Raw genomic sequence first — 24,720 nt, forward strand, 5'->3', positions numbered from 1 at the left:
GAATTTCATTAATTTTTAAATAAGTACATAAACTAAAAACCACTTTAGTTTATGTACTTGTATTGGTTCATTTTTTTATTTGAATAAAATATGTATCATAAGGTTCTTTAAAAGTGTAGCCTAGCTTTTTTGCTAGTTCAACAGATTCAGCATTTGCTCCATCCCAACTAGGATATTTCTCTCTATCTAAACAATCTAATATAAGTGCAGATGCTACAATCTTAGCTAAGCCTTTTCTTCTATGTTCAAGATGGCTCGCAATTTCAATCTCGATTCCATCATCAAATATACTAAATGATGTTGCAGCAGAAACAACTTGTCCTTCATTTAAAATGGCGTACCCTACGCCCCTATCAATAAAATCATCTATTGAATCAAACTGACTAGTAAAATCTTCTGAGAGTGCATGAAATGAAGATGCCTTTGCTATATCTTTATCAATTTTTTTCATTTCGTAATTTTGGGGTAATGTAGACGATATATCCCGTATGTATTCTTTATCTAAATCGCCGGGGTTCTTATTAAATCTAAATCTTTGAAACTTCTCAATTGATCCTTTGTGAACAGTCTCTATCCGTTTTTTCCATTCATCCGAATCAACAATGGCAAGAGTAAAATCAGGTAGATTATATAGTAATTCTTCCGCCTCTTTTGCGTTTGGATTCCCGGCATAAAACACAAAAATTCCTACAGTTATTTGAGCAACAGTTGGATTTTCAGGATTGTCTACCCACGCACTTCCCATATGCCCTTGGAGATAGGAAAGTACAATCGTACTATCGAAATTTCCAAACATCTCAACTAACTTTTCCCTTACATTGTTATCTGCTTTATAAATCATTCCATACCACTTTTCTGAAAATTATCGTTATTCAATTAATTACATATTAGCATATTTTTAAAATATATACAATTTTTGTAAGTTAACATACGAAATCCTAGTTTGACAAAACCTAAATCTACCATTATTATCAACTCGAACCTAGTCATAGGAGTGATACAAATGAAAATCTACGTTGATGCAGATGCTTGTCCTGTAAAAGATGTAATTATTTTTGAAGCTACAAATGCAGAAATCCCTGTAACCCTCGTTACAAGCTTTTCTCATTATTCTAATGCTCAGCAGCCTAAAGGTGTGGAAACAATTTATGTTGATTCCGGAGCAGATGCTGCAGATTACCGCATTATGCAGTTAGCAAAAAAAGAAGATTTAATCGTAACCCAAGATTACGGTCTTGCTTCTCTCGCTTTAGCAAAAGGCTGTATCGTACTACACCATAAAGGCTATAAGTATACGAATGACAACATTGAACAATTGTTACAAACACGGTATTTAAGTGCAATGGTTCGAAAAAGCGGTAAGCGTACAAAAGGACCGAAACCATTTACAGCAGAAGATAAAGAGAAGTTTAGAGTACTCTTTAAAAGTATGATTGCACAATAAAAATGAACCTTCTATTTGTAGGGAAAGCTTTATAAAAAAAGAAGAGAATATTGGAATGAACATTCTCTTCTTGAGGTTTACCCGTTTAAAAAGATGGTAAATTATCTAAGTTATTTTCTTTTATTCCATCCGGTTCACTTCGTATAATATCTCTACCATACTTATGAAATACGTCCACATGAGCTAACTTCCCTGATTTCGCTTCACTAAGAGCCATAATATAATCTAATTCTCTTCCGCTACTTGTTTTAAACGCTATTAAATCACCATCATCATTTTTACGAACAGCAACAATTTGTTCTGCTCCTGAATTGACCTCATGGTCTACTTTAAATTGAGCTTGCTCTTCTCCTTGATGTAAGTAATCATTGTAAACTTTTTCAAAGTCTTTTTCGTCCATAACATTCACCTCCAACACATTTTATTAGTATGGTTGGGAGGTTTTTGTTTTATGTACTTTTTTATTACCATAACAAGACTTTACTACTCCAAATACATAATACAGATCATAATTTTAGCCTAATATACATTTACTTTATAAATCCTTTACTTCTTAATTTAAGGTAATTTTAAGTGTTAATATTTTCCTGAAAACTTTATAATTTATTATATCGAGACGAAATATAATAGGGAGAATGATTCAGGTGAATATAAATATTAATCGTTTAACTGATATTTGTTTAGAGTTTCAGCAATCTAGATTTTATGTTACTAGAATTCCTAAAGATTTCTTATCAATTGCCCAAAAACGTTTTTCTATCCCAACGGAAGATCAAATTATTGCTTTTTTAAGTTGTAATTTATTCGGATCAGGAAAGTATGGTGTTTACTTTACGAGTTCGGGTTTATACTGGAAAAATTGGTTATTAGGTAAAGGAAATATGAAATGGGAACAATTAAATGAAGTGCAACAAATTGAAATTGATAAAGATGCTTTCTTATCTTTTGATACACAAAAAAGTTTCAATATTAACGGGAGTGATTATCCCCCACTATTATTTAAAGAATTACTTATAGCTCTAACGAATTCATTCCAAACTTCAAAACAACATGATATACATCCAATTATAAAAATTAATGAAATAAAATCAATTTGCTCTTTATTTGAAACGTACAATGAATTATTAGAGCCTGATAACGGATTATTTGTAGACACACATATTTCAGACAAAAAGTTAAAAGCAATTGAGGCACGATTTATCGTTCCAAAAGAAGAACAGATCATCGCTTTTTTAGATACATCTGTTCTTGGGAATATGGGGAAAGGATCTGATGGAGTACTAATTTGTCAATCAGGTATATATTTTAGAGAAACTTTTGTACACTTATATTTCCCATGGCATATCTTTAGAAATATCCCTATTACTTTAACTTCAAATGAATTTGAAATTGGAAAAGGAAATATATTTCATCTTCTACATGCTAGAATGCCTAGTCAAGATATTCTATTATTCATCAAGAATTTAAAACAGTATGTCAATAGTTTATATGAAGAGCATCCACAATTACATATTTAATCCACTCGTGTATAGTTAAGTCTAAAATTTCAATTCAATTAAAAAACCGATTATTTTTGTAGAGATCCTACAAGTATAATCGGTTTTTTAATCTTATTCTTTTCTTACATACTCATATATAATGGCATCTAGTGATTTTTTAATACCTACGCAAACCCTTCAAAGTCTCCAATATATCATCTGTAAAGGCTGTACTACCTTCTGTCTCTAAAACTCTGAAATAAAAACTTCTTAGGAAAGTTCTAATATTTTGTACTAAAATAGCATGCTGCGGATGTCGGATGTCCTCAACAGTTGCTATGCTATGTAGCCAATTGCTCCACTCTTCTTCAGTTAAAAGATTTTGGTTACGTAAAGACATAATTGGCTTTACTAATCTCTCATCTTCAAAGTGTACATATACGTAATCACTTAATCGAACCTTTTGACGAACAGCTGCAAGAATCGCATATGAAAACTCACGATTTTGTATTGTACGTGCTAACGCATCGAGCGCATCCGCTGCATGCGCAGTAGAGTGTGCCCACCCTTTTCCTTCTACATAACCTCTTACATCTTCTTCTAAATATACATATTCCAGCACTTGTTCTGCTACGCTGTACAGTTGTTCTTCTGATAACAACGGCTCTCTTTCATGAACAGATAAAATAAGTGGCGGAATTAATACAGAGAACGCACGTTTAAAAACAGAATCTGTTCCCTTTTCACCAATTTTATAAAATAAATAATCAGGACTAATTGCTTGTAACATTAACCCTCGTAATTCTTTTTGTCTAAATACATCATTTGTAATCCATGTGTGAAGCGTACTATAAATTAAATCATCGCGTAATTCAGCATCAGGTGATCCGATATAATCTAACATCCACTGCGCATATGGATATGCATCTACGTCTTCTGGTACAGCATAATTATTATTTTTAATTTGTAGTAGTTCTTCTTTTAATTCTAATACTTCATTCATTATATTTTTTCTCCCCTTTTTGCGTTTCTTATTGCCTTATCCCCCGTTTTTCACTTTCTAAAGCTAATATAATTATACGAGAATTATAACTATTAATAAAAGGCTATACATATACTTTTGATTGTGTATTTCTTCCGCGAATTCGTTTGCAAATGTTGTTTTTCCTGATGCTGTAATACCGCTTACTCCAACTCTTGTTGGGTGAGTTAAGTTTAATTTTAAAATATGATTAGCAATTTCATTTATACGTTGTTTTCGGTTCATGATATTTCCCACCTTCATTTAGTTTACATAACAAAATTATAATTAACTTTTATGTCACTATTTGTCGGTAAGTCGATATCCTATGTCGAATCGTCGATATATCGAAAAAATCGTTGATATATTTTAAGTTACGATAGATATATTATGATTGGTTTACTTTCCCTTAAACCCTCGATACAATGCAGTCCGTAATTCTTGCTTGTATTCCTCTATTTCTGGCATATCGAGTTCTTCTGCCAGCCTGATAGCTAATTCAATATCATACGGTACACGTACGAGTTGAATGGAAAAGCTTGCTGCTTCTTTTTCATTGTAAGTTCCTTCGAATATTAAATAGGAAGCTTGTGTAATTTCAAGTGGGTTTCCAACGCTACCAGCATTACATAACGTTTTCCCTCTGAAATTTTGAACGAACGCTTGATGAACGTCACCGTAGCAAACGACATCTGGTTTTCTTTCTCCTTCTATATTCTCCGTGAGCTCACTGTTTTCAAACATACTAATTCGCTCTTCTCTTGCGGCATGTGGTTGAATTCTTTCATATAAACTTCTCGGTGAAGCGTGGAACATACGAATGAGTTTGCCACTCATATAAAACTCGATTGAAAATGGTAAGCTTCTTAAATAGTCATTTTGTTCTTCCGATAGTTGTTTTTGATGCCATTTTAATGCCTCAAATTCAGTCGGTTTTGTTATAAAATCATCCCAGTTTCCCATTACAACTACTTCACATTCTTTACGAATGATTTCAATTGCTTCACTAGAATGAGGGCCTTTTCCAACTAAATCTCCAAGACAAATTATGCGTTTTATTCCTCTCAATTTAATATCTTGCAGTACCGATTCTAAAGCTGGAATATTACCATGTATATCTGAAATTACCGCAATTTTGTCCATATGTATTCCTCCTTTATTTATTACATTCACTTGATTGATACCATTTTGGAATATAGGATGAAAATTGATTATGATCATCTAAAATTCCGTTTAATCTTTCCTTCATATCATCTACTAAATGCGGCGTGCTTCGGTTTGTCCAAACGATATCCGCTGGGAATGTCATTGCTGCATATAATGAATACAATTTCCAAAAATGAAGCGATGGTTCCCCTCTGAAATAACCGTGAACTTGTCCAACCGCAAATGGTTTGCTTATTCTTGTAGTAAAAATCGCTACGTTATAAAAATCGTGTATCGGATCGCCAAAATCATATCCACCAAAATCGATAACGATAAACTCCTTATTATGAATCATACTATTTGCTGGATGGAAGTCATCGTGTAAAAATGTCATTGGACGGTTTTTTAATAAGTCTTTATGATTTTCTACAAAAGTTAATACTGACTTCAAATCTAGAAAATCCACTTCGTAATCTGCTAATGCCTCTACGTATCTTTCGTATTTATTCCATCTAGATGTTTCCCATTTATCACTTGCACTTTCTCTTTCAATTGAGTGAATTCGCTTTAATACTTCTCCAGCTTTTCTTCCTGCATGATACTGTTCTTCCGCCGATAGCTTACTTAAGCCCTCTTCACCATTTACACCTTGGGCCCATTCAAATACTTGAACACATTTATTTAATTCCTCAAGTTTTATGAAGTGAATTAACTTAGGCGTTGGAATATGTAATGACTCTAATTGTTTCATATATGTATATTCTTCTTGTTTACGTTCAAAGTTTACAGCATCACATACTTTCACAAAATATGTTACTCTGTTTTCTAATTCTATTTTATATTTCTCTTCATGTGAAAAACCTTTTGAAATAGCTGTACACTTTACAATACGAGGCCATTCTAGTTTTCTCTCTATCTCTCTAAGCATTTCTTCCACAACGTTCACCTCTATCAATATATGTACAAACTACCTAGTACTTCATGCTCTCGTTTACTTTCACCTTTAAACTCCACTGCAAATGGATTTTCGCCATGATGATTCAATCGTTCTAGTACTAGCCCTTCTCCAATTGGTTCACAAAACTGCACTTGAATGTCGCCAAGCGATACACTTTGACATTCCACATTCCATTCTTCATTTTTAACGATCTGGCTTGCAGTTAGCTCCATGACTTCTTTCCATTTCCGCACTGTTTCTCGAACATTTTTCACTGCGTAATGAATCGTTTCAATTTGTTGCACTTTGTTTTTATGTTCCGTGATTGTGCCAATGTTACGTAAATCGTTTCTTCTTTCTTCATCCGTTTCATTCCACTGTATAAAGAAAGGCAATTTCGGTCCGTTCTCTTCTTGCTTTACAAATAACATTTTCCACTCTAAAAGGCGACCATCTTTTCTCATTCGTTTCCCTTCAAACGGTCCTATCGTATGTAATCCATGTTTATTAAACTTAACTGCTAGTTCTTCAATTGCATCTGTTCGAATTGCGATTTGTAACATTCCTTCTCCATCTTGTAATTTCACTACCGTTTCTTGTACTAATGGATTGTCTGCTTTCTTCGCTTTTTCTTCATGCTGAACTGCCAAAAATTCTATATATGATAAATCAAAATAACATAAACTATTCCAAGTACCCCAATTTGTATGCTCTCCGCCTAGTACAGTATGAAATCCACGCTCCTGCATTTGTTTTACCGCTTCCTCCGGTGTACAATGTACTGCGTGAACGAGATGATCAAATCGTAACATGTCTTTCTCCCCTTTCTCTCCATCCTTTTATTGTATATTTTATTTTTATTTCATTCAATTTAAAAAACTTTAAAGCCTAGTTGATTTATACGATTAATATGTATTATAATAAAACAAATTTAATTATTGCTGATTGGAAAAACCAAAGGCACTTTTCTCATACGGGAAAAGTGCCTTTTTCATTTACTATTACAGGGGGATTATTTATGCAGAAATTAATTGTATTTGCTATTATTGGATTTTTCGCTCAATTGATCGATGGAGCGCTTGGAATGGCGTACGGGGTAACGTCTACCTCACTATTACTAATGTTTGGTATCGCACCGGCTGTCGCTTCCGCTTCTGTTCATTTAGCTGAAGTCGTTACAACCGCAGCTTCTGGTGCATCTCACCTCAAATTTGGGAACGTTGATAAATACACCGTTTCCAGGCTTACATTACCAGGAGCAATTGGCGCATTTGTGGGGGCATGTTTTTTAAGCAATTTACCTGGGGATGTCATTAAACCGTACATTTCTGTATTTTTATTTACTTTAGGGGTTTATATTTTATTACGATTCATTATTCAAAAACAAGTTATTACTTCAAATAAACGTATGTCGGCTAAACAACTTGTTCCACTTGGCTTATTTGCTGGATTCGTTGATTCAACTGGTGGTGGTGGCTGGGGGCCGATTACGACACCTGTACTTTTAGCAAGAGGAAATGAAGCTAGAAAAGTTATCGGATCTGTAGATACGAGTGAGTTTCCTGTCTCACTCGCTGCAACAATTGGTTTCTTCATCTCACTCGGCTTGGAACAAGTAAGTTGGGTTTGGGTATTTTCGTTAATGCTTGGCGGTATTGTCGCAGCTCCAATCGCTGCATGGTTAGTGCGCATCGTTCCTTCTCATTTACTTGGCGTATTAGTTGGTGGCCTTATTATCTTTACAAACATTCGTACACTACTTACTACATTTAAAGTGGATCCAACTATTATTTCACTTTCTTACGTGGCAATTGGTCTTGTCGTTATTATTTCTATTTTCATTGCTGTTCGCAATCATTCCAATCGTTCTAACACACCGACAACTGGATATCCGAATGATCAAAAACAAATGCTTCCATAACGATAAAAATACCGCCCGATATACTTCGAGCGGTATTTTTTATTTTTCTAATTTCCAATTCATCATCGTTTCTGTAGTGCCAGTTCTCTGCATATGTAATTTCTCTAATACACGAATGGAGCTTTCGTTTTCCAGAAGTGTCTCCGCAATAATCATTTCTACCTCTCCAGTTTGAAAAGCCCAATTTATTAGTTCTCTTACAGCTTCTGTTGCATACCCTTTATTCCAATATTTCTCAATAAAACCGTAACCAACTTCTACTGTATGTTCCTCATTTGGTTTCCCTTTAAACCCTATATCGCCTAGAACGATGTCATCTTCTTTTCGAATGACATACCAGGCGCCCCAAGGTAATAAATCCTTATCCTGTTTTACATTTTCAACATGCCCTACAATATGCGGACCACTATTATATCCTTGCTCGTTAGCAACGTGTATACTCTCCTCTGTACAAGGCACTATATAGAGTCTTTCTGTTTCTAATTTCATTTTGATTTCCCCTTTTCACTTAAACGTTACTCTAATTATAGCAAAAAATATGACTTTATTATGAATGTCGAATTATATTTTCTGAATTTTCTTTTAATTTTTGAAGGGTTTTTCAATATTTTTTGCGAAACATTTGTATAACAATTTTTTCTTTGCTTATTGTTACATAATAGTAGGTTCGGGTGGAGTTTTGCAAGCGTTTCCTATACAATAACCGATATTTTTTGACTTTTCCTAACAAAATATCTTGCAATATATTCAGAAACTCATTACAATTGCCATATATTAAAAATCTTAGCAATATATAAATCCTCATCAATCCGATGAGGTAGAGGTTGCGACTTTTAATAGTAAAACGGACGAGACACAGAGAATGTCTTAGACTCCGTTTGAAAGGAAAAGTTGCCGAAGTTTATATTTCTTCTCTGGAAATATGAGCTGGGGCTGTCTCCGAAAGGAACAGAACTGTCACGTTTACAAAATTACCGTGTAAACGTGGGGTGCTATCTTAACGGAAGGGTATGATGGGGTGGTTATTTGTGAAACGTTCCGCCAAATTCCTTTGGCGGTTTTTTGTATTTTTCTCCCCCGCTCCTTCCTATCTTACAAGAAAAGGAGTGTTGAACATGAATAGCGCAACGAATCAAGCTACCTCTAAAACAGAAACTACAAAAGGAAAAGGTGAATTAAGACGCGGTCTAAAATCTCGGCACCTTACGATGATTTCTCTCGGCGGTACAATTGGTACCGGACTATTTCTTGCCAGCGGTGGTGTCATCCATTCAGCTGGACCTGGTGGCGCATTAATTGCATACGCCGCAATCGGAATTATGGTTTACTTTTTAATGACAAGCCTAGCTGAACTCGCAGCTTACATGCCTGTTACTGGATCTTTTAGCACGTACGCAACAAAATTTGTTGATCCATCACTTGGCTTTGCACTTGGATGGAACTATTGGTATAACTGGGCAATTACGATTGCTGCTGAACTAGCGGCTGTAACATTAATTATGAAATTTTGGTTCCCTGATACCCCTTCTCTTATTTGGAGCGGATTATGTTTAGCTATTATTTTCCTTTTAAACTACTTATCTGTTAAAGGATTTGGTGAATCTGAATATTGGTTCGCACTTATTAAAGTCGTTACTATTATTATCTTTTTAATTGTCGGTTTCATGATGATTTTCGGAATTATGGGCGGCGAAACTGTTGGATTTAAAAACTTCACTGTTGCAGATGCACCATTTAACGGTGGTATTATGGCAATTATCGGTGTATTTATGGCAGCTGGTTTCTCATTCCAAGGTACTGAATTACTTGGGGTAGCTGCTGGTGAAACTTCTGATCCAGAACGCAATATTCCGAAAGCAATTCGTTCAATTTTCTGGCGTATTCTTTTATTCTATATCCTTGCGATTCTCGTTATCGGTTTATTAATTCCTTATACAACTGAAAGCCTTGCTGCAAGTGATGTAACAGTAAGTCCATTTACACTTATTTTTGAAAAAGCGGGCGTTGCCTTCGCTGCTTCTGTTATGAACGCTGTTATTTTAACGGCAGTACTGTCTGCTGGTAACTCTGGTATGTATGCTTCAACTCGTATGCTTTGGGATTTAGCTCGCCAAGGAAAAGCACCAAAATTCTTAGGAAAATTAGATAGCCGCGGTGTACCTGTTAACGCATTAATCGTAACATCAATTGTCGGTAGTATCGCTTTCATTGCTTCTTTATTCGGTGATGGTGTTGTATACATTTGGTTATTAAACGCATCTGGAATGTCTGGCTTTATCGCATGGGTCGGCATTGCAATTAGTCATTACCGTTTCCGTAAAGCATATATCGCACAAGGAAAAGATTTAAAAGACTTACCTTATAAAGCAAAATGGTTCCCATTCGGTCCACTCTTCGCCTTTACGCTTTGTATTATCGTAATTTTAGGACAAAACTACGGCGCATTTATGGGCGAATCAATCGACTGGAACGGTGTACTCGTTTCTTACATCGGTTTACCACTCTTCTTAGTACTTTGGTTAGGATATAAATTCACGAAAAAAACGAAAGTGATTCCACTTGATAAATGTGAACTGAAATAAAGGGAGACGAGCAAACAAATTTGTTTGCTCGTTTTTTATTTACTTCCCTATTTCTTCTGTTTTTGCAATAATAAAGGAAATATAAATAAAGGTTGGGATATCATGAACATTCGCATTACTGATGAAGCAAAAGCAGCTATACATAGATTAGAACGTGAAGACAAAAAGATCATTCGCATTAGAGGGACAATGACAAACTCTTGTAGTATATTCGTTGATGTCGATTTAATTTGGGATACATATGTTGCAGATGATGTTGTATATGAAGATGCTGACTTTATTGTACAAATGGATTCATTCACGAAAGACTACACTGGTGATACGGTGAAGCTTGATTATAAAACAACAGGTTTTAGTATTACGACTCCGAGTGAGACGTTAGTTTATGGGTTGTCGATTAAAAAATAAAGATTGTTTTTATTTAACCGCCGGGGTAAAAAAACGAGTTGAGAACGGTAATAAAAAATGATACTTTACCAAAGGATTTTTGTTTTTGAGTATTTTAAACAAAACCGCTTATGCTTCAAAAATGAAGTATAAGCGGTTCTTTCTTTTGAATGAACCAATAATAAACGCAATTCTACCCTTATTCAATGAAAAGTCTACAGCATTATTTCGATGAAGCTAAACATTCATAAAATCTATCCCTCTTCCATTTCTACTTGCTTCATATAATATTCCATCGCTTCATTAAGCCATTTTTGTTCATCTTCTGCGAAAGGCGAAGGTATCATATTTTCAAGTTCTTGCATATCCAGTTCTCCCACACTAGTATTAGCTAACTTTTGTATCAAATCTTCACTAAGAAATGAAAAAGACTCTTCTATATATTCCTTTACCATCTCTTGTACTTTCAAGTCCTCGACTGGTTTACCATATAATTGTTTAACCTTTTTAGACAATTGAATAAATGTTTTATCCAAAGCAATTTTATCTTCTTCTCGTTTCTTTGATAATTCTTCCACGATATCCGTTAACTCATGACGTTCCATCCATTCTTTATGTGTATGTTCTGTATTCATACCGTAAATAAGACTAAATAATACCCTACTATCTACCTCTTCTTCCGCTTCGACTAACTTCATTACTCTTTTAATTGCTTGTATTGATTGCCCAATTTGTTCTTTTTCTCTTTCTAACACTTGCAAATGGAGAGACAAACTTTCATTCAAATCAACACCAAAACTTGATTCGTGTAACAAATTAGCGACTTTATCTAGACTATAGCCTAGAAATTTTAAACTTATAATTTTTTGTAAGGTTATAATATCTTGATACTTATAAATGCGGTGCCCTGAAGAAGGATTCTTTTCAGGTTGTAATAACCCGATTCCATCATAATAATGCAAAGTAGGAATTGGTATTCCCGTTTTTTCTGAGAATTCTCCGATAGAAAACTTTTTATCCTTTTTCATCTAAATCCCCCTATTAAAATTATAAATTCATTATAAAACCTAAAGTAACTAGAGGTTCAAGAGGATAATTCAAGAAAATTCAAAAACGTTAAAATGCATGTAATCAATACGTATTGCACTATTTCATTTAATGGCCCAATTATTGAAGAGCATAACCTTCCCTCACAAATTCAAAGGACTTTCACTTACTTATCCCGAATATATAAATTATCATTCTCACAAGGAGCGAATGTATATGAATCTATTCGAGCACGAAACGTAAAACCGTTCCCCTTTCATAAGAGGTCCTCCTTTTTTCTTTTCTCACCATATCATTTACTTACAAAATAGGAGGATACAATTATGAAACGTGATCCATTATTTTTAACTTTATTAGAAAGTGCTAATACACATTTTAGCGGTTGGGATTTTTCTTTCATTTCAGAAACGGGCCGAATGAAGAGCGAGCCTTTATCATGGTCGTATGGTAGCACTGCTTATCAGCTTATGCAGCGTGCTAAATCAATGCTCGATATGGGTACTGGTGGCGGAGAGTTTTTATCTATGTTACAACCATTCCCGCCAACTATTTATGCGACTGAGGGCTATGCTCCAAACTTGCCAATTGCTCGAAAGAAATTAGAGCCTTTAGGGGTTACCGTTTTAGAAGTAACTGATGATACTGCATTACCATTTCAAGATGGGCAGTTTGATTTCATTATGAATCAACATGAATCCTATTCTGCTTCTGAGGTAAATAGAATACTTTCTCCTAATGGAACATTTCTTACACAACAAGTCGGTGGTCTCGATTGTGCGGAACTAAATGAGCAGTTTAACGCACCGCTAAATAACGAATTTGCAAGTTGGTCTCTTGAAGCGGCATGTAATGAACTACAGGAAAATGGATTTACTATCTTAGAAGCAAAAGAAGCATTCCCTTTCCAACGCTTTTATGATGTTGGCGCTATCCTCTATTATTTAAAAGCGATTCCATGGCAAATTCCTGATTTTACTGTCGAAAGGTATTATGAGGAATTATATCGTATACATAAAGTCATCTTACAAAAAGGGTATTTTGATGTGACGCAACATCGTTTTCTGATTAAGGCGATTCGCAGTTAATCATGGAGCATATGAAAAAGAGATGGTAGATCCATCTCTTTTTTATTTTCACTCAATATTTTCTACAGTTAAATACTTCGTTTCACAGTAATAGCCTTTGCCACCAACATAAACCTTTTCTATTTTATTCTTGCTATCGGTTGCTAATTTAACTAATATTTCAGAAGGCGAGTGTAAAGAATAACCTTGTTCAAATACATAGACTTCTTTTTGTAAGTAGTGCTGTTCATAAAGGTAGCAAGCTAATGCACCGTTTGAAGTTCCAGTCGCTGCTTCTTCATTAATGTCGTATAGTGGCGCAAAGTTTCTGCATATAATTCGATTGTCATTAAAAGTATATAGATGCATCCCTACAACATTATAATACTTGCTAATTTCTTTAATTTTTTCAAAATTAGGTTCCAGTGTATGCAATTGTGTTTCGCTTTTTATAGGAACTAAAATATCTTTTAAGCCCGTGGAGACAATTTGAATTGGGTATGTATTGTCTATAGCTTTACTATCAAAGCAGTCGATAAACTCATTTGGAGATATAATATCATAGAATATCGGTTCGTTTTGTTCCATGAATATGATGTCATCTTTTATGGTAATAGTCAGAACACCACTGTTCGTTTCAATCGTATAGCGATTCCTGAAAAGTTTATTTACATGCATCAGTATCGCGAAAGAGCCAATTGTCGCATGACCACATAAATCGACTTCCTCTTTTGGTGTAAAATACTCAATTTTATAATCAGCAACTTCAGATTCTGATATAAATGCGGTTTCCGCATAGCCCAGTTCTTTGGCTATTTCCATTTTTTGAGTAGTGGTCAATGGATTCTCCATAAATACCACTCCTGCTTTATTTCCGCCTTTATGATCCTTGCTAAATGCACTTGCAACATAAACAGATATTTTCATAAGACACCTTCCTCACTTATAGTAAATTGTACCATAGAACGTACTACGTATATATATTGTTGGATAAATTATCCATAAAGAAAAAGACAAACTATTTTTTAGCATCTGAACCCTCAAAAAAATAGTTTGTCTACAGTCTGAGAGTTGGATCTAACATCTCTTTTTTCCCGTTTATTTAGCAAAAGTTTGTGGTGCCTTTTAGATTGTTAAGTAAGTTCACATCTCGCAATCGCATCAGCTAATGTAATAAGTTGCTCGTGCGCTATTTTCCTGTCACCTTCTATTTGTTGATTTTTTCCATTTCTTTTTTTGTAATAATCCTACCTTCTATTGCTAGATTCGCTTTAACTGCCTCGAAAGCTTTATTCAGTTCTTCCTCACTTTTGAATGCCATAATTTAAGTTATCTCCTTCACATCATTTTATTTACTCTTTCAATACGAGAAAAGTAATATCATCCCATTTTTCAGCTAATTTTAAAGTAGTCTTTTCAATACTAGCTCCAGTTAATAGATCATATCCTTCAATCTCAGCTGTCAATTGTTTCGTTTTACTCTTTGGATTCATATCTTTGTATAAGATATACACCTTATTACCATGTACTTGTATATCTGAAATCCCTTTATCCTCTCTATTGATTTTTGTATTTTTGTCACTTTGTAATGAATATGTACGTATGATGTTCAAGTTCTCATCTAGCTCTTTCACTTTTTCATCGTTATTTAAAATATACACCTTATTATCAATCACCTGCACTAGAACAGGTATGAATTGCTTTTCGTCTAATATTGTTTCTTTTTCTATTACTCTAGTCTTTGTATTTACCATAATTAATTTAGGTGGTAACTTTTGATTTACATTATCACTTAATGCGAGTATTAGTTTATCTTTATACTTTTGAAAAATTATTTTTTGAGCAGTTGGTGCAAAATACACATTTTCATTAGGAATTTCAAATTCGTTTGTTTTTTTATTTGTGACCAAATCTATTTCTGAAATATATACTTTGTCTAGCGTTTGTGAAAATGCGTATATATGATTCTCAATAATATGCGCACCTTGAATCGTTCCCTTTAGTTCTACACTCTCTTGCCTTTTGTCACTATCTTTCCAATATACAAGTTCACTTGTATATCCCTTCTTTTCGTCTACCAATCCAATATTCACATCATAATATACATATCCTTGTTCTGCATGGATGAAATATGCCCCTGCGTTTACATCCTGTAATTCTTTAGGTCTATTGATCCCTTGTACCTTGCCTGTCTTATTTATTACATAATGATTGTTATTTCTATTTGATGAAAAGTAGTATCCCTTTTCATCTTTTGCATTGCTCATCATACTTTGACCATCTACTTCCATTTTACTAATCGTATTTCCTTTCTTATCATATGCATATATGTAACCACCATCTTTCATTGCATTTGAATAGGATACTAGATAGTCCGCTTGTTGAATATTTTTAAGTTCTTTACCACCATTAACATTTTTAGAACAACCTACAAAAAGAAACATTGTACATATTATAACTTTGACTAAGGAAATATATTTCTTTAGCATGTAATCACCTCACATATATAGTGAAAGCAATCGACAAATAAATGCCGATTGCTCTATAAAATATTGTTTATCAATTAGAATAGAAAATAGTAGTATTTGATGATTTTACTAATTCCATAGGTGTAACAACAGTATCCCAAGTAACATTATCAATATCAATACCCTGATTTTTCCAAGAACGCCATGCCAATTGAGAACAATAAAACTTATCCGTTCTATTTTTATCGAAGAATGACCAATTATACCCTTTTCCAATTTGCCCCTGAGCATATGAAGCTGCATTTAAATATTTTGTATTGTTAGCTCCCTTCACCCATAGACCATAAACTTTAGAACGGCCTTTCCATGTATTAGGGTAATATTGGACTCCATCTTTACCAGTTGGGCTCCAACTTTTTGCAAATGATTCTATTGTACGACTACTATCTTTTGATACGATCGCTGTGTGTCCTACACCGATAGAAGAACTTCCAGAATTAATTTCATAACTAACTAAAACATCCCCTTTTGTACCTAAAGCAGATCCTGCTAACGCAACAAGACCATTTAATTCATTTTGACTATATGCAGGATCATCAATTTTAGAATACAATTCTTTCGCTTCTTCTGGATGTGTTGTTTTTAACTCATCAATCTCTTTCAAATCGTTTTCCGCTTTAATTTTCGCATCTTTTTCGAAAAACTCTTTTCCTTCTTTAGAAATTTCAACAAATTGTTTTACCTGTTCCAACGTCATGCCACTATCTTTCATCATCTGAATCTCATACTCTACTGACTTAGGCTGAAGAACTTCCGTTTCAGCCCCATACGCAGTTTCAGCTACAATGCCTCCCCCAGCTAGTATTCCGCCTACTAATAACAACGGTACTATTTTTTTCTTTGCGACTTTCATCATAACAACTCCCATCCCTTGTGATAAGCGCTTTCTCCTATATTTTTAAGCGCACCTTCATATTACAGTAAAAAATGGTAAAAATATACTATTAGTTTTTTTCTCAAGAATTGTCAGGAAAACCGATCAATTTAATAATTTTTATATAAAAATGCAAATTTCATACTTTGCTGTAAAGCAACACTACACTATTAAGAAATATTATATAGAATACTAAATAAAAAAAGAGTGCTTTTCTTCAAAGCACTCTTCCAAAGGAATTTACCACTCTTTACGTTCATCACGATCACAGTCACGATCATGGTTACTTCTACGACGACATTTATCACAATCACAATCACGGATACGTTTACAACGACATTCATCACAGTCTCTATGTTCGCATCTGCAAAACATTAAATCATCCCAAAATCTATTACAATTTCGAAAGCGTCTGAAATTATTATTACATCCCATAACTATAATTCCCCCCTCTTTTTAATAAGAATCATCTTATTCTATGTTTAAAAGTCAATAACAGCTTGTTTACTAGTCTATTTTTTCTACCCATCTTCCCTTTACAACAAATCAGACGCTAACCATGTAAAGGTTGCGCCTACAATCATCATTAATATTATTTTAATCAAAATAAAAACGGCACTTTAATTTCGCCCATTTTTTTATACATTTGATAATAGCTTGAGTCATAACTTTCCCTTCACAATTAAATTCAACTGTATCACCCTTATCCCAAAAATTAGCTGATACTACATTCTTGTTTCCTACTACTTTCACTTTCCTCCAAAATAAAAAGTATCCTCCCTGGATACTTTTTATTTACTAATTATATTGTAATTCAAATACGACACATGAAGTTTCATTCTTCTTTCAACTACCTAATATTGTGAAATTCTTCTTCATTACATACTTTATTAAATAGTTAGAAGAACAAACCCCCTTCTCCGTATACACAACGTGAATTGCAATTAAATGTGAAATCAAAAACAACTATTCATTCATTCTACAACCATCGCCACCGGTTATGACAATCCATTTTCAGTTATAAGGAATTTTATGAGCAATGTTTTCCACCGCCGCTCACAATACAAATATATCACATTGCTTCCATGACAAATGGTACATTTGCTGCGAAAAAGCGGTCACGACTCTGCCAATCATTATAAAATAGCAAGTTCTTTTAAGTTAAATTAACTTATTAAAACTAGCCCAAAAACGCAATCGCATTTTTCGTTTTTCTCGCAAATGCAATAGGATCTTCTACCGATTCCCAGTGAACATATATTAAATGAGGATTATCATCTAGCCAATGATTGTGAAATGCCGATACTTTAAAGCCAAATCTCAGAAGTTGTGAGATTAGTTGATCAGTCTGATCTTGAGTCGTTGCCGTTTCACCTAAACAAAGTGCAACTTCGGATGGATCGAGGGATTCGAACGAAAAAAGTTGATGTCCCACAAGAGGTGAATTTGCAGGTCTTCCAAAGATAGTCGCTCCAAAATTCACATTCCGCATAACAAAACATACAGGCCCTGTTTCAATTTCACCGTCACCACCTAGCGTAGCAGTAAATTCATCACATAATGCTTGAAATTCTGGAGATACTACAGGTGGTGGCAAATCTGGTGGTAATACTGGACCTAAGAAATCAATAGATTCTCTTGATTTTCTCGCAAATGCAATAGGATCATCTATCGATTCCCAGTGAATATAAAATAAACGGGGATTTTCATTTATCCAGTGATTGTGCAAACCTGATACGATAATACCGCGATCACGAAGATTAGAAAGGACTTGTTCAACCTGATTTTCAAAAGCTGCAGTTTCCCCTAAACAAAGTGCATTTCCTGATTCATCAAGAGATTCAAACGAAAAAAATTGATAATTCACCAAAGGCGAATTTGATTTTCTTCCTAATACTGTTTCATCAAATATTCTAGTTCGAGTTACAGTACATACAGGTCCTGGATCAATCGAGTGATCAGTACCACCTAGAATATCAAAAAATCGTTGACATAGATTTTCAAATACTGGATCTACTTGTTGGTTTTCTATTTCCATAGTATATTCCTCCTAAAATTTTATAGGATTATCTTCCTAAAATTGCAGAAGACAATATATTCTATGCTAGCAATCTAATAACCGCTTAGACAATTGTGAAAGATTAATAGAGAACCATAGCAAGTTATTCAATGTACAAACTATATTTAAAATTATGTTACACAATAAAGTTATAGACATATAATAAGGGGCACTTTAAACATGTCTTTTTCTCAGTTAAATAATGAGAGCAATCAACATAAAAATGCTGATTGCTCTATTAAAATAATCTCTACTAGATTATAAAAGTGATTATTTTCATACTTTTTCTATTGAGAAACAAGTTGTTTTTCATACCGCTTGTTCGCATCATCTTCCGTCAAACATGCAGTTGTGTAATTAATAATATTCCGGTTATCATATGTAAATATATGCTCTAACTTATGTTCTTCTTTTAATATGATTGGTAAATAGCTTTGTAAATTGCTAACCACACCTCTATTTTCACAATTCAATATCCAATCAATTTCTTTCCATTCTAATAATCCTTCCGCCGTACTTAATGGCGTGTCCATATGCACTCCATCTGGTAAATCAGCAAGGAACACATACATTCCCTCACGATCCCAAGACTCATCTTTATCTTTAAAAATAACATTTCCCTTATACGTTACACTTGGAAGCTCTATTCCTGTTTCCTCAAGCGTTTCTCGAATGATTCCTTTGTATGGTGTTTCATTCTCTTCTATTTTTCCTCCGACACCATTCCACATTCCCATGTTCGGCTTTTTATTTCTATTCAATAAGAGTATTTCATTTCCTTTTCTAATGAAGCAAATTGTGTACTTATACATACGTTCCTTTTCCTCTCATCTACATAATTAAATTGCATTTTGATTAGAACTTGCTGAATTAATTTTTTTATTATACAAACAATTGGTTTTTAATAAGGTATTTTGCTCATTTTTATTAAAAAACATTCTCCTTATAATTATATTTCACATATCATATTGTACAACTTTCGTTTCAGAAAGGAGTGTTCAAAATCGATAACATAAGTAGCGAGTTTTTAAAACAATATTACGATAGTCAAGTCTGGTTACACGATACGCATTGGCTCGGGGTCCCCATTTTCAAACTTCCCTCTGATCTTTTTTTGTATCAAGAAATTATTTACGAATTAAAACCAGATTTAATTATTGAATGTGGCACTTGTTATGGTGGTAGCGCATTGTATTTAGCTTCTATATTAGATTTAATTGGAAAAGGTCACGTTCTTACTATCGATATATTCCCTCAACCAAATCGTCCATCTCATGACCGAATTACGTATTTAACAGCTTCCTCTGTTTCTGTACAGGCCGTCCAAACAATATTAAATATGCGCAAACCAGATGATGTGATTTTAGTTATTTTAGATTCAGATCATAGTAAAGAGCATGTCGCAAAAGAACTGTTGCTTTATAAATCTATCGTTACTGCTGGCAGTTATATTATTGTAGAGGATACATCTATTAATGGAAACCCTGTTTCTCCTGATTGGGGCCCTGGTCCAATGGAAGCGGTTGAAGAATTTTTAACTAAAAATAACAATTTCATAATCGATGAATCTAAGCATAAATTTTTCATTTCATTTAATCCTAAAGGTTTTTTAAAGAAGATAAAGTGAAACTTTAATAAGTGGGGGGGTCATCCCCACTTATTATTAGTTGAACCAATCGGGCTTTTACGGGCAGTTGATCTCCCACCTAACTCCTTTGCACATCTGAATTTTGAGGTGGGAGTCTTACTGCCCGTTAATGCGGGGTAAAGTGAAACTTTAATAAGTGGGTTTTTGTATAATCCCACTTATTCTATGATCTTCATTTTTGAAAACGGATAATATACAAATTCCACTTTTCCTATTATATTATCTTCTTCAATATATCCTAAGCCGTTTCGACTATCTCTACTAATTTCACGATTATCGCCCATTACAAATAACTTATTTGGCGGGATTTTTGTCTTTTGAAAGTTATAAAACACTTGCGTATTATTAAACAAATCTTTATTTGTATACGGTTCTTCTTGTTTTTTATCATTCACATATACAGATCCATTCGTTATGTTAATTACATCACCAGGAAGTCCTATTACTCGTTTCACATAATATTTTGATTCATCCTCTTCCTTTATAATGACAATTTCTCCATGCTCTAAATCGGAAAAGTGTACCGCTGCTTTATTTACAAATACGTAGTCTTCTTCATATAAAGTCGGTTGCATCGATTTCCCTTCCACTTTACATAAAGTAAAAGAATGATAGGCTACGACCAAAACAAACACGAAGAGTATGTATTTCCCCCAACCTCTCTTAATCTCCTGTTTCATATCCATTCCCACCTTATTCAAACGCTTTTTAAATCAAAAAATATATCACTGCACCATAAGTCTCAATGCAGTGATATTATTTTTACTGGGCCTTGTTCGGCTGCTCTACTGGGACTGGATTTCCACCCGATCTTTTCGTTTTCAATTCAAAATACGCATCCAAAATCTCTTTACCAATCGCGGAATTAATTCCTGATTTGTCATCATTTACCCATGGTACAACAACTGAAAAAGCTACTTCTGGATCAGCATCATATGGTGCATAACCGGCAAGAGTTAAATTATAACATTTTTTTCTATTATTGTTTTCATCTCTTCCAATTTCACTTTCTCCACCATACACGGTTTCAGCTGTTCCCGTTTTTCCAGCTGGTTTATATGGTAATCCTTTAAACGTTGCAGTACCTGTTCCGTCAGTTTCTTGAAAAACTCTTCTAAATCCTTCTTTTACATGATTAATATATGAAGTGTCCATATCCACTCGATTTAAAATAACTGGTTCAATAGAGCGTATAACTTTTCCTACATCCTCTGGTCTAAGTGGTTGCTCTCTCACTTCTTGTACAATTTGTGGTTTCATTCGGTAACCGCCGTTTGCAATTGTTGACATATATTGAGCAAGTTGAAGCGGCGTATATGTATCGTACTGTCCAATCACGTAATCAAGTAAAAAACCAGGTATGTTATCTGTTCTACCCATTTGACCCATCGATTCATTCGGCAAGTCAATTCCAGTCGGTACACCTAAGCCGAACTGTCTAAAGTAGTAGCGCATTTTATTAAATGTCTCTTTTTTAATATCTAGCGGATTGTTTGGCACATAATTTATACCTGCCATTTTTAAAGCCGTGTTAAACATATAAACGTTTGATGAAACTTGTAAAGCTCTTAAATCATCAATATCACCAAATTCTTTCCACGATTTCTTCGGCTTGGAGCTTCCTTTAAAATACATTGGTGCATCAAAGAAATGCGTATACGGCTTAATTGTGTCAGTTTGATAACCGGCTAATAATGTAGCCCCTTTCACAGTTGACCCTAACTCATAAGAACTTGTCATCGTTCCTAAAGCGTAGTCTTCTATTTGCATCCCGCCATCTTTATTTACAATTTTCTTTCCTGCCATCGATAAAATTTGACCGTTTTTCGGGTTCATCATTACAACGAATGCACGATCCATCATCGGCTCTGCAGAATGAAATGCTCGTAAATTCTTTTCAAGGCTTTGCTCTACTTTTTTCTGTAACTCCATATCTACTGTTAACATTAAATTATTTCCACTTTTTCCTTCAGTCACTTTTTCTGTCCGAATAATATTTCCTGCTTTATCCGTAATATTTTTAGACTGTTCTTTCGTTCCATGTAATGCATCTTCGTACTGTTTCTCGATATAGCTCTTACCAATACGGTCATTTCGGTTATAATCACGCACTAAATAATAATCTAACTGTTCTCTTGGCAAACCCTCATTTTCAGTAGAAACGCTACCAAGGATAGAACGAAGTATTTTATCATTTGGGTATTCACGTTCCCAGTCCACTGTCGTATCCACTCCTGGTAAACTTGCCAATCTTTCACTTACGACTGCGTATTCATTTTGACTTACATCTTTTTTAACGATTTGCGGCGTCATTTTATATCCCGCATTCATTTTACTTTTAATTGCTAGTACTTCTAAATCCTCTTTTGAAAGTTCGCTTAATTCTTCTTGCGTAATTCTTTCCCTGCGTAACTCTTCTACTTTTTTATCTAATTCTTTTCCTTCTATTTCTTGCTCCCTAAATTTACTCTCATCTTCTTTTGTTACTTTTGCAGCTGCTCGCTTTTCATTTAACTGCATCCAAAAATCTTTTTTATCTGTTTCTGTCAACTTATCTATATCTTCTGGTGACATTTCTATTAACTGAGCTAACTGTCTTGCTACTTGTAAAACTTCTTTCGAATCTACTCCTTTCATTTTCGTATATGTAACGGTTCGTAGCGGTTTGTTATTTACAATCACTTGACCTTGCCGATCAAACATTTTCCCTCTAGGAACAGGAGTGCTTACCGTTACATCTTCCTTTTTGTTCACTTCATTTCTATATGTTTCTCCATCAATGATTTGTACTTTACCTAATTGAATTATAATAGCTGAAAATAAAAGAAAGACGATAAAAAATAGTACATTTAACCGAAAAGGAATATGGGTCTTTTTCTTTTTCGATTGTTTCTTCTGCTCCTTTTTCTGTCTCATTTCGCTCCCTCGCTTCATTCTATTAACATTTCTACATAGAACTATTATGTATCAAATTTATTTATATGATATATATAGAATTTTATATTAATTACTAAAGAAATAAAAGATTTAATTTTCAGTTTTTTAATTTTATATCCTATTTATTACCATTCCCCTTAATTCGTCATAACATGAATTTTTTTCTGAAAGAATGAGTGTATACAATTGTTTTTTCATGCCATTCATTTACATTTCTCTGTATACTAACAATAGAAGACATTGCTAAGGAGAAAATGAAATGACAGATTCATTTACAATTCATACTAATACGTCATATCGTTTAAACTTTATGATTTATATTCAAAACATTTATCTTAACCAACATGAGAATAAAGAAAATTTGCGGTTTCCTTACATAGCAAAACAATTAAATTTCTCTACTGACTTTGAAGATCATTTCAAAGAATTATGGCATATACTTCGTAAACAAATTGCTAACGACCGATATGATTTACAAATTTTTTATAAGAAAAATAATATCTTTTATGAGAAGCTTTTTGACACTCAATTATGTAATGAGGAATCCTTTAAAGAAATACTGTGTAGTTTTAAAGTATGGTGGACTAGCATAGTAGGTCAGCATTCATTAGAATGGTCTGTAAGTGAGTATAGTACACAACTTTATAATGACTTAGTTTTATACTTAAAACAAAACCAAATAGAACCTTTACAACAGCTACACATTATCTTACTTTATGACGATTGTGTATTCGCTAAAGAAAACATTTCTTCCTATTTTGCTATTTTGCCAACCAAAACCTTTTTTATAGGTTATAGAGATGCGGTTGCTACATTATCGAAATGTTTTAAACAGTAATTACTCAAATAAAAAACTGAGGTAGATACCTCAGTTTTTTTTCGATAACTTATTTCATTGAAGATAACCCTTCAACAAACTCACCAATCTTATTTTGAAAAACAAAATCAAAGTTATATTCTTGCCCTGTTAACTCTTCATTTACTAAAATTGTCGTTGCCCCGATTTCCCTCTTTGCGATTTGTGGGAATGAAGCGACAGGTTGTACTTTTAACGACGTTCCCATAACGATAAGTACATCTGTTTCATATAAACGTGTTATCGCATTTTGATATTGTGGCAATGTATCTCCGTATAACACAACGTCTGGGTTTAAAATGAAATTACACTTCTCGCAGCGTGGCACTTCATGATTAATCATATACTGTAAATCATATCCCGCTTTACACTTCGGACAATGTGCTGTTTGAAGCGTTCCATGTAAATCAATGACATGTTTACTACCACCTAATTGATGTAAACCGTCAATATTTTGCGTTAAAATCGTAATATCTTTCCCTTGTTCTTCTAATTCAGCTAAAAAACGATGACCACGATTTGGTTTATATTGATGGAACGTATTAATTTGAAAGATTTCTTTATAATGATTCCAAAATTCTTTCGGATTTCTATTATAATATCCTCTTGATAAATACATCTCCACATTCGCATCAGCATACAATCCATTTGCTGAACGGAAATCTGGGATACCACTTTCCGTACTTGCTCCTGCACCTGTTAACACTGTAATTTTCTTCGCTTTTTCTAAAATTGAACGTACTTCTTCAAATTGTTGCACAAAAATCACCTCTATGTATTTTCCTATACTT

General features: G+C 33.9%; 25 protein-coding genes, 2 pseudogenes and 1 riboswitch. Of the genes and pseudogenes, 8 read left to right on the forward strand and 19 right to left on the reverse strand.

The window, feature by feature from the left end; translation table 11 throughout:
• Positions 1-67: 67 nt before the first annotated feature.
• Positions 68-841 (reverse strand): GNAT family N-acetyltransferase, encoded by a 774-nt coding sequence (locus PDK19_RS12625; protein WP_270707205.1) that lies wholly within the window; start codon positions 839-841, stop codon positions 68-70.
• A 162-nt stretch (positions 842-1,003) separates the two neighbouring features.
• Here PDK19_RS12625 and PDK19_RS12630 point away from each other — a divergent pair, with 162 nt between their 5' ends.
• The gene (locus tag PDK19_RS12630; RefSeq protein WP_270707207.1) at positions 1,004-1,444 is read left to right on the forward strand and encodes a YaiI/YqxD family protein; all 441 of its coding nucleotides are present in this window, start codon (positions 1,004-1,006) and stop codon (positions 1,442-1,444) included.
• Positions 1,445-1,529: 85 nt separating this feature from the next.
• On the opposite strand, the gene PDK19_RS12635 is transcribed toward PDK19_RS12630, so the two are convergent.
• Positions 1,530-1,844, reverse strand: a complete 315-nt coding sequence (locus PDK19_RS12635; RefSeq protein ID WP_270707209.1) for a DUF3892 domain-containing protein — start codon at positions 1,842-1,844, stop codon at positions 1,530-1,532.
• A gap of 244 nt (positions 1,845-2,088) precedes the next feature.
• Here PDK19_RS12635 and PDK19_RS12640 point away from each other — a divergent pair, with 244 nt between their 5' ends.
• Positions 2,089-2,961, forward strand: coding sequence for a hypothetical protein (locus PDK19_RS12640; protein ID WP_270707211.1), 873 nt, complete (start codon positions 2,089-2,091; stop codon positions 2,959-2,961).
• A gap of 139 nt (positions 2,962-3,100) precedes the next feature.
• On the opposite strand, the gene PDK19_RS12645 is transcribed toward PDK19_RS12640, so the two are convergent.
• The 5 genes and pseudogenes from PDK19_RS12645 to PDK19_RS12665 form a co-directional block, all read right to left on the reverse strand.
• Positions 3,101-3,925, reverse strand: a complete 825-nt coding sequence (locus PDK19_RS12645) for a DUF2785 domain-containing protein (RefSeq protein WP_088081003.1) — start codon at positions 3,923-3,925, stop codon at positions 3,101-3,103.
• A 126-nt stretch (positions 3,926-4,051) separates the two neighbouring features.
• Positions 4,052-4,189, reverse strand: a pseudogene (locus tag PDK19_RS12650) (uridine kinase); the annotation flags it as partial.
• Between the two features lie 153 nt (positions 4,190-4,342).
• On the reverse strand, positions 4,343-5,086 hold the full coding sequence (locus PDK19_RS12655) for a metallophosphoesterase family protein (protein ID WP_000357649.1): 744 nt from the start codon (positions 5,084-5,086) through the stop codon (positions 4,343-4,345).
• 13 nt (positions 5,087-5,099) lie between these two features.
• Positions 5,100-6,026, reverse strand: coding sequence for an aminoglycoside phosphotransferase family protein (locus PDK19_RS12660; protein WP_049110823.1), 927 nt, complete (start codon positions 6,024-6,026; stop codon positions 5,100-5,102).
• Positions 6,027-6,040: 14 nt separating this feature from the next.
• Positions 6,041-6,838 (reverse strand): VOC family protein, encoded by a 798-nt coding sequence (locus PDK19_RS12665; RefSeq protein ID WP_000943331.1) that lies wholly within the window; start codon positions 6,836-6,838, stop codon positions 6,041-6,043.
• Between the two features lie 206 nt (positions 6,839-7,044).
• On the opposite strand from PDK19_RS12665, the gene PDK19_RS12670 reads away from it, so the two are divergent.
• Positions 7,045-7,947 carry a sulfite exporter TauE/SafE family protein gene (locus PDK19_RS12670; RefSeq protein ID WP_080353952.1) on the forward strand — a complete coding sequence of 301 codons (903 nt, stop codon included), beginning with the start codon at positions 7,045-7,047 and terminating at the stop codon, positions 7,945-7,947.
• Between the two features lie 39 nt (positions 7,948-7,986).
• Here PDK19_RS12670 and PDK19_RS12675 read toward each other — a convergent pair whose 3' ends face one another.
• The gene (locus PDK19_RS12675) at positions 7,987-8,436 is read right to left on the reverse strand and encodes a GNAT family N-acetyltransferase (protein WP_000764619.1); all 450 of its coding nucleotides are present in this window, start codon (positions 8,434-8,436) and stop codon (positions 7,987-7,989) included.
• Between the two features lie 321 nt (positions 8,437-8,757).
• Positions 8,758-8,950: riboswitch (Lysine riboswitch) on the forward strand.
• A gap of 112 nt (positions 8,951-9,062) precedes the next feature.
• On the opposite strand from PDK19_RS12675, the gene PDK19_RS12680 reads away from it, so the two are divergent.
• Positions 9,063-10,529: an amino acid permease gene (locus PDK19_RS12680; RefSeq protein ID WP_049110828.1), complete on the forward strand. Its 1,467-nt coding sequence runs from the start codon at positions 9,063-9,065 to the stop codon at positions 10,527-10,529.
• Between the two features lie 102 nt (positions 10,530-10,631).
• On the forward strand, positions 10,632-10,937 hold the full coding sequence (locus PDK19_RS12685; RefSeq protein WP_001026179.1) for an iron-sulfur cluster biosynthesis family protein: 306 nt from the start codon (positions 10,632-10,634) through the stop codon (positions 10,935-10,937).
• A 233-nt stretch (positions 10,938-11,170) separates the two neighbouring features.
• On the opposite strand, the gene PDK19_RS12690 is transcribed toward PDK19_RS12685, so the two are convergent.
• Positions 11,171-11,944: a MerR family transcriptional regulator gene (locus PDK19_RS12690; RefSeq protein ID WP_000710820.1), complete on the reverse strand. Its 774-nt coding sequence runs from the start codon at positions 11,942-11,944 to the stop codon at positions 11,171-11,173.
• Between the two features lie 342 nt (positions 11,945-12,286).
• On the opposite strand from PDK19_RS12690, the gene PDK19_RS12695 reads away from it, so the two are divergent.
• Entirely contained in the window at positions 12,287-13,048 is a 762-nt protein-coding gene (locus tag PDK19_RS12695; protein WP_000817576.1) for a class I SAM-dependent methyltransferase, read from the forward strand.
• Between the two features lie 48 nt (positions 13,049-13,096).
• Here PDK19_RS12695 and PDK19_RS12700 read toward each other — a convergent pair whose 3' ends face one another.
• The 7 genes and pseudogenes from PDK19_RS12700 to PDK19_RS12730 form a co-directional block, all read right to left on the reverse strand.
• On the reverse strand, positions 13,097-13,954 hold the full coding sequence (locus tag PDK19_RS12700; protein ID WP_270707214.1) for a PhzF family phenazine biosynthesis protein: 858 nt from the start codon (positions 13,952-13,954) through the stop codon (positions 13,097-13,099).
• Between the two features lie 206 nt (positions 13,955-14,160).
• A pseudogene (locus tag PDK19_RS12705) lies at positions 14,161-14,348 on the reverse strand (hypothetical protein).
• 31 nt (positions 14,349-14,379) lie between these two features.
• A complete protein-coding gene (locus tag PDK19_RS12710; RefSeq protein WP_270707216.1) occupies positions 14,380-15,516 on the reverse strand; it encodes a hypothetical protein in 1,137 nt (378 codons plus the stop codon).
• Between the two features lie 70 nt (positions 15,517-15,586).
• Entirely contained in the window at positions 15,587-16,411 is an 825-nt protein-coding gene (locus tag PDK19_RS12715; protein WP_270707217.1) for a YiiX/YebB-like N1pC/P60 family cysteine hydrolase, read from the reverse strand.
• 258 nt (positions 16,412-16,669) lie between these two features.
• The gene (locus PDK19_RS12720) at positions 16,670-16,864 is read right to left on the reverse strand and encodes a hypothetical protein (RefSeq protein ID WP_270707218.1); all 195 of its coding nucleotides are present in this window, start codon (positions 16,862-16,864) and stop codon (positions 16,670-16,672) included.
• A gap of 745 nt (positions 16,865-17,609) precedes the next feature.
• On the reverse strand, positions 17,610-18,467 hold the full coding sequence (locus PDK19_RS12725; protein WP_270707219.1) for a DUF1259 domain-containing protein: 858 nt from the start codon (positions 18,465-18,467) through the stop codon (positions 17,610-17,612).
• A gap of 308 nt (positions 18,468-18,775) precedes the next feature.
• Positions 18,776-19,300, reverse strand: coding sequence for an NUDIX hydrolase (locus PDK19_RS12730; protein ID WP_270707220.1), 525 nt, complete (start codon positions 19,298-19,300; stop codon positions 18,776-18,778).
• 182 nt (positions 19,301-19,482) lie between these two features.
• Between PDK19_RS12730 and PDK19_RS12735 the strand changes: the two genes are divergently transcribed.
• Complete coding sequence (locus PDK19_RS12735) at positions 19,483-20,115, forward strand: cephalosporin hydroxylase family protein (RefSeq protein ID WP_270707221.1); 633 nt, start codon at positions 19,483-19,485, stop codon at positions 20,113-20,115.
• Positions 20,116-20,294: 179 nt separating this feature from the next.
• On the opposite strand, the gene lepB is transcribed toward PDK19_RS12735, so the two are convergent.
• Together lepB and PDK19_RS12745 are read right to left on the reverse strand one after the other, a co-directional pair.
• Complete coding sequence (gene lepB, locus PDK19_RS12740) at positions 20,295-20,816, reverse strand: signal peptidase I (protein WP_000806882.1); 522 nt, start codon at positions 20,814-20,816, stop codon at positions 20,295-20,297.
• A gap of 82 nt (positions 20,817-20,898) precedes the next feature.
• Positions 20,899-23,052, reverse strand: a complete 2,154-nt coding sequence (locus PDK19_RS12745; protein WP_270707222.1) for a peptidoglycan D,D-transpeptidase FtsI family protein — start codon at positions 23,050-23,052, stop codon at positions 20,899-20,901.
• A 280-nt stretch (positions 23,053-23,332) separates the two neighbouring features.
• On the opposite strand from PDK19_RS12745, the gene PDK19_RS12750 reads away from it, so the two are divergent.
• A complete protein-coding gene (locus tag PDK19_RS12750) occupies positions 23,333-23,911 on the forward strand; it encodes a hypothetical protein (protein WP_270707224.1) in 579 nt (192 codons plus the stop codon).
• A 49-nt stretch (positions 23,912-23,960) separates the two neighbouring features.
• Here PDK19_RS12750 and PDK19_RS12755 read toward each other — a convergent pair whose 3' ends face one another.
• Entirely contained in the window at positions 23,961-24,698 is a 738-nt protein-coding gene (locus PDK19_RS12755; protein ID WP_270707225.1) for an NAD-dependent protein deacylase, read from the reverse strand.
• Positions 24,699-24,720: the final 22 nt, after the last annotated feature.

The organism is Bacillus cereus group sp. BcHK124, assembly GCF_027712065.1.
GTDB lineage: Bacteria > Bacillota > Bacilli > Bacillales > Bacillaceae_G > Bacillus_A > Bacillus_A pacificus.